General features: G+C 39.4%; 7 protein-coding genes. All 7 read right to left on the bottom strand.

Features of this window, described 5'->3' with window-relative positions:
• The coding region (gene ric, locus AC6F75_RS06755) for an iron-sulfur cluster repair di-iron protein (RefSeq protein WP_500714193.1) at positions 1-705 on the bottom strand (705 nt) is incomplete at its 3' end.
• 242 nt (positions 706-947) lie between these two features.
• Positions 948-1,730 carry an ABC-2 transporter permease gene (locus tag AC6F75_RS06750; RefSeq protein WP_500714192.1) on the bottom strand — a complete coding sequence of 261 codons (783 nt, stop codon included), beginning with the start codon at positions 1,728-1,730 and terminating at the stop codon, positions 948-950.
• A complete protein-coding gene (locus AC6F75_RS06745) occupies positions 1,723-2,430 on the bottom strand; it encodes an ATP-binding cassette domain-containing protein (RefSeq protein ID WP_500714191.1) in 708 nt (235 codons plus the stop codon). The genes AC6F75_RS06750 and AC6F75_RS06745 overlap by 8 nt, the downstream gene beginning before the upstream one ends.
• Positions 2,424-3,659 carry a nitrous oxide reductase family maturation protein NosD gene (locus tag AC6F75_RS06740; protein ID WP_500714190.1) on the bottom strand — a complete coding sequence of 412 codons (1,236 nt, stop codon included), beginning with the start codon at positions 3,657-3,659 and terminating at the stop codon, positions 2,424-2,426. Before AC6F75_RS06740 ends, AC6F75_RS06745 begins: the two co-directional genes overlap by 7 nt.
• A 10-nt stretch (positions 3,660-3,669) precedes the next feature.
• Positions 3,670-4,119, bottom strand: coding sequence for a nitrous oxide reductase accessory protein NosL (locus AC6F75_RS06735; RefSeq protein ID WP_500714189.1), 450 nt, complete (start codon positions 4,117-4,119; stop codon positions 3,670-3,672).
• 1 nt (position 4,120) lies between these two features.
• The gene (locus AC6F75_RS06730; protein WP_500714188.1) at positions 4,121-4,747 is read right to left on the bottom strand and encodes a hypothetical protein; all 627 of its coding nucleotides are present in this window, start codon (positions 4,745-4,747) and stop codon (positions 4,121-4,123) included.
• 89 nt (positions 4,748-4,836) lie between these two features.
• Positions 4,837-6,615, bottom strand: a 1,779-nt coding sequence (gene nosZ / locus AC6F75_RS06725; protein WP_500714187.1) for a Sec-dependent nitrous-oxide reductase, incomplete at its 5' end; no start/stop codon positions are given.

Raw genomic sequence — 6,615 nt, 5'->3', positions numbered from 1 at the left:
TTTCTCCATTTGATTTGCTTTTGGGAAAAGGATATTGTTTTCCAAATGCACATGTAGATGTAGGTCGTTTTCAAATTCTTCCAGTTTGGCATAAAATGCTTTGTAAGTATTACAGGCGTGGGGAGGTGGCGTGTAATTATTTGATAATTCAGAAATCTCACGGAAGAGTTCACCTGCAGCGTCGTGTTCTTCTTCCATCAACGCAATGGGGTTGTCAACGGTTCCAAAAGAGGGGCGGGGAAGAGTGATGCCTTCTTTTTGTGCGTTGGCCATTTTTTTGATAAAGGGAAAAAGAACCAATTCTTCTTTTTTCATATGACTGGACAGCTCGCCCGCTACTGTTCTAACCAGATTGTTTATCTCAACCAATTCGCTATCGTGATGCCCGTGTACTTTCATCACTTTGTCAGAATACTGAAGTAATAGGGGTAAATTCTCTTCCACATATGCGTGGTGTACATTAATGATATGATCAATTAGAAAATCAGGCGACCACGATTTGTAATTGTATGCACGATCAGTACTGCCAACCTGCATCAACTCGTCAGCGAGGGTTTGATAATCAACTCCTTTTTTCTCACAGGCGCGTTCAACACTGATTCCGCCCCCACAGCAAAAATCAATGCCATATTTTTTAAAGATATGTGCAGTTTTAATGTTTTCGGTGACCAAGTCAGCTACAGTTTTTTGTTTTAGTGTTTCCATAATAATAGATATTAGATTTTAGTCCCCCCCTCAATCCCACCAAAGGGAAGTATGGAAAGAAATTATACTATTTTTAGTTTATTGTGTAAAGGTCAGTAAACGAAAGGTGTTAATTTATGATTTGAAACATAAGAGGCGTTGAAGTACGAAATAAAATATACGTAGATTTGAAGTAATGTTTGTAATTAATAAACATCGTATATACCCGTGCAATCCGATAAAATCCGAACAATCCGTGCTTATTAGAAGTCTTTCTTTTTCGCTTTCGCGGAAATGCGCCATACCGGTAAGATTACCCAAAGGAAAAGCATGCCCAAGGACAGAATAGATCCCAAAGAGGTGCCGAAAAAGTTTTTAAACACGGCTCCGGTATATCCAAGAAGTGCAGAGATATCGAGTTTTAGAATAATGAGAATACGTGACAAGTCTATGGGATTGCCCATGGTGGCAATCAGTGCAAACTTATCAATGGGATATTCCTGAAAATGCACCAATGCCATCAAAAAGATACCGTCATAAATCACGGCAAGGAATAGCCATAACAAGATGGCGAATCCAAATCCTTTGATTTTATTCTCGTTGGACAGAGCGATATTAAATGCCAGTGCGGTAAAAATAAAAGTTAAGAAAACACCGGTGACTAAAAGCATCGTGAATTCAAAAATAGCAGCAGATTGAAAGAGTCCGTAGGCCACAAAAGGAATACCAAGGCCAAAAACCAGACTGGCGGCAAGTGAAATGGACACTCCAAAATACTGGCCCAGAAAGATAGAGCTGCGTTTTATGGGTTGGGCAAGGAGGAGTTCGGTGAATTCTTTGGAATCGTAATAGTACATGACTCCAAAAATGGTCCCTATGAGCGGGACTAAAACAATGATTACGTTCATCATCGTGATAACTGCCCCTGAAAGGTCACTGTTTAAAAACAATAAGGTAAAGCCCAGCAACAGGTAAAATAAAAAATAAACATAACTCCAGCGGCTGCGTGATAAATCGTAAAAACTGTATTTTAATATTTTAAACATGATTTTCGGTTAAAATGGTGGCTATGGCGTGTTCAAAATCGGGTTGGTTGGTTTGTTTCTTCAATTCAGAAACACTGCCTTTAAAATAAATTTTTCCTTCCAGAATGAAAATGACATCATCAGAAACTTCTTCCACAAAACTCATAATGTGTGAAGTAATCAAAATGGTTTTTCCTTTGGTTTTTTCCTTTTGAATCCAGGATTTCAATCGGATTAGGGAAATAGGGTCCAGTCCCGAAGTGGGCTCATCAAGGATCACCAGTGGACTGTCAAACATGAAAGTCAATACTAAATTAACCTTTTGCTTAGTTCCCCCGGAAAGGTTTAACAGTTTTTTGTCCAGAAATTCTTCCAGTTTGAAATAGGTGATAAGTTCATCATCATTGGCAGGTTTGTTGCGCAAATCCTTTATCATTCTGATGAGTTCCTTTACCGTCAGGTTTCCGGGAAAGTTGGCAATCTGTGGCAGATAATCAATCTCTTTGCGATACTTCCAATTGTTTTTGATAGAAGTTCCGTCAACCGAAATGTTACCCAGTTTAGGGATTACCATACCTAAAATGCTTTTAATTAAAGTGGTTTTTCCACTTCCATTGGGTCCTAACACAGCAAAAATACCACCGTCATTGATGGTGAGATCGATACCTTTCAGGACTTCGTTCATTCCGTAATTTTTATGTAAATTTTCAATTGTTACCATAAAATTCTTTTCATTCTTGGGTTTTCATCAATTAATTCTTTGGGTGTAAAAATGGGGGTTACTTTTTCAGAAAAATCAACGATATCAATAAATAAACTTCTCAAAAGCACTATGGCTTCAGGCGTTTGATTGACTATGTGTGAAAACAACCTCACCGGTCTGTAAGGCACGTCACCAATGCCGTTTTTGTCCAAATCATAACCGGCATAGGCACTCCAGTAGTTGTTGTCGAAAACGTTTTGATTCATCCTTCCGGAATAGCCCACATCAAATGCATTGTGAAGAAAGTTATTTTCTTCAAAGGTATTGTTGTAACAGGCACCGTGCACTTTTATAGCATAACCATTATTGGTGAAATCGTTGTGAATATATTTTATGCGGGTCGCGCCATCAGCGTTGATTCCAATAGTGTTTTGATCAAAAGTATTATTTCTCAATTCTGAATCATAAATTTCTTTCAGCAACAAGCCATAAGAAGCATCCCCCCAGCTTTTTCTGAAGGTGTTGTTGGTCATCACTACAAATTTTGAAAACATCACTGCAACACCTGCACCGTTTTCTTCAAATACATTGTAATGGTATTCATTGTTGTTGGAAAACATAAAGTGAAGACCGTAGCGCACATTTTTGTGGGTGTGGTTGTTGGTCACCTTACAGTTATCGCCAAATTCAATATAAATACCATCACGCATTTGTCGCACCTGGTTCTTGTGGATGGTGATTTTATTAGAATGCCACAAGTGAATTCCATTTCCGGAATTGGCCTCGCTCACCGCCTGGCTTGAAATAGTATTGCCGTCAATGCGCCCTTCTGAAGATTTTTCGATTAATATTCCAAAGAAGACATTTTCTAATATGTTGTTTTTAATGGTAAAATTAGCACTTTCTGAAATGAGAATAGCAGCAAAATCTTTGGTATAGCTTCTTCCCACATTAATGATGGTGATGCCTTCTATGGTGAAGTTGTTTCCTCTTACGCTAATCACCGTACCCTTGTTTTCACCATCAATCACAGGGTTTCCTTCCCCTTTGATGTGTATGGCTTTATCTATTATATGGATATCGTGTTCTTTATAAATGCCTTCTTTAATGAGAATGGTATCGCCGTCTTCAGACAATTGTATGGCCTCTTTAAGTGATTTGACCTCACAATTACTGCAAACTTCTATGGTTTGTGCTTCAATAATAAATGGGAGTAATATTAATAGGATTCCTGTAAAAAACTTCATTAAAAGTATTTTAGTGATTGTAATTGGGGTTTACGCTTTTATTTTTTAAGGTGTTCCAGTCAAAAATTTCACCTCCGTTTTCGACTTTAAGTTGTTCTGCATCAGCTTTATTTACAGTGGCTGAAAGATTTCCGCCCATGGGGCTGGGTATATTTTCAGAAACTAGATAAGTGGCTTTTTCGGCAGGAATCATTTCTCCGGCATTCAAATAATTGGCCACCAACATCACTGACATTTCAGCCTGGTTTTCAGTATTCAAATCGTTGACCATACATTCGATGGCGTCATATTTGAATTGTTTTCCTTTAGAGGAAACCGCTTGCGCGGAATGTGTTTTAGTCACAATAGTCATTTTGCAAAAGTGACAGGCATCAGTCCCGTAATTGATGGGCTCCGGCTGAGTGCTGCAGGAAGTGAGCAGCAGCAAAGCGATTGTTAGCAAACTATGTAGTGGCTTCATATTAAGCGTTTTTAGTTTTTAAATTTTTGTATTCTTTTCTTCCGACAAAAAAGGCCAGAAGTGTCATTGCCATACCGCCAAACATCATATATCCGCCCAAGGCTGGATATGAACTTGCCGTAAAGTTAAGAATTTTATCGGTTCCAAAAAGTGGTGGTTTGTAACTTAGCGGATTGCCTTCCAGATCAGTTAATTTTAAAATAGCATTGGGATTGAGGTCTGTGCCATAATCAAGCAGCCATAAATCAAAGTCATACATGCCAAGTATTCCCAATACGGTCATTAAAATAAACCATCCGAGAAACCATTTATGGTTAACTATTCTAAAGAAACCGAGTAATCCAACAATTACTCCAAGAGCTATCATTCCTGTAATCACTTTAGGAAAAACGCTGAATTCCCACATCGCTTCGGCTTTTGGAATTTTTTTCATCCCGATGTATTTGTTAACACCATCGATATTTTGAATATCAAATTCTTCTTCACCCTCAATACCGTGAATGTAAATATTCATTCCCAACGGGTCGGGATACTGTGGGGCACCCAACTGGATGTTCCAAAGTGGGTAGTAAAATAATCCCAGTAACATCAGGCTACCAATAATCATTAAAAGGCTTGACTTTTTCATTATGTGTGTGGTTTAAATAAAAAGCGGGTAGACATAAAGTTGTGCTACCCGCTTTACATCAAATCAAAAATTAATAACCAATTAAACTTTTAATCTAATGACCAACTAAGAGGTATATTACTGTCTTTAGAAGAAACCCTTATGTAACCTTGCATTTCCTGGTGTAGTGCCGAACAGAAGTCTGTACAGTAGAATGGCCATACGCCTTCGCGTTTGGGTTCCCAGACAAATGTTTTGGTTGCTCCGGGCATAATCAATAGTTCTGATGTGTTTGCACCAATCATTGAAATACCGTGTGGCACATCAAAGTCTTGCTCGAGGTTGGTTACGTGGAAATAAACCTTATCACCCACTTTAATACCTTCAATATTATCTGGGTTAAAGTGGCTTCTCACCATGGTCATATAAATCCTTACAACATTGCCGTCCCTTTCAACACGGGCATCTCTTGGGCTAAGCGTTGCGTGCTCGTGTTTGTTTTCAGCAAGCAGGAATATTTTCTTGGAATTTGGCGCAACCAAATGAGCCGGTATTGCCGCAGCATAGTGAGGCTCACCAATGGTTGGGAAATCCAGTAACAATTCCATCTTATCTCCTGTAATGTCATACAGCTGGGCTGAGTGGTTCATTTCAGGTCCTGTGGGGAGGTAACGATCTTTAGTGATTTTATTCATAGCCACCAAATACTTTCCAAAAGGTTTTTGAGTATTTCCGCCAGGAATCACCAAGTGACCAACAGAGTAGAAGGTGGGTTGGCGATCAACCACTTCCCATGTTCCCAGTTTCCATTTTACAACTTCAGAAGAGATAAAGAACGTGGTATATGCATAACCATGAGCATCAAATTCTGTATGTAGAGGTCCAAGTCCGGGTTGTTGTACTACACCTCCTAAAATAGCTTCGTAGCTAAGTATAGGTAGACCATAAGCTTCACCGTCAAAGTTTTCCTCTTCAATGGCTTTTTGTATTTTTGAGAAAGCAAATACTGTCAATTCTGCAGCCAGCTTACCGCTTCCCACAATATATTCACCACTTGGGTCAACGTCACAACCGTGAGGTGATTTTGGTATCGGTAAGAAATATACGGCTCCGGGGATGTTTGTGGGGTCAACAGTCAATATTTCATTGATCATTGTTGTGGTAGCTGTGTGTGTACTGTGACTTAAAACGTTGTGTGCGTACCCATGCTCAAGAGGCATCATAGTTCCACCGCCGTTTTCAACATACTCTTCAATTTTTTTCCAGTTAATAGCTGCTATAAAATCCTTATCATTTTGAGAGGCGTTTACTTCAAGTAGTGTATTGGCTTCCTCAGTATTATAAGTAGTGGCAAAAATCCAACCGTGAGAGGCTTTTCTGCCCGGGTGAGCCAGGTCATAGTTAAATCCGGGCATAATAACCTGAAAGGCGTGATTCATTCTACCTGTTTCTGGATCTACTTTTGTGAAGGTTAAAGGCCCTTTAAAGTTGCCTTTCATTTCATCAATAGGCATATCTCTTTGTGGAGAAGGCACGGCAAAACGAGTGCCTGAAATCAGGTATTCTGTATTTTCAGTCAGCGCAAAACTGTGGTTACCGGCACTGTTGGGTACTTCAAGAATTTCACCTGTTTCAAAAGTGTCCAGATCGATGCGAGCAATACGCGGGGTATTGTTTTCATTGATGAAAACCCATCGTCCATCCAATTCTCCATTGGTTTGTGATAAGTCAGGGTGGTGAGAGTCGCCCCAAGGCACAAACCCAAAGGATGTGTTCAACATAGCAAGGGTTTCTTCACTGTATCCATAGCCTTTTTCAGCATCCTGGGAAAACACAGGAATTACCTTAAGAAGTCTTCCTGAAGGAAGTCCGTAAACAGACATTTGTCC

The sequence above is a fragment of the Planktosalinus sp. genome, from assembly GCF_059864935.1.
The sequence above is the reverse complement of the archived record's forward strand: the minus strand, read 5'-3'. Positions and strand labels throughout refer to the sequence as shown.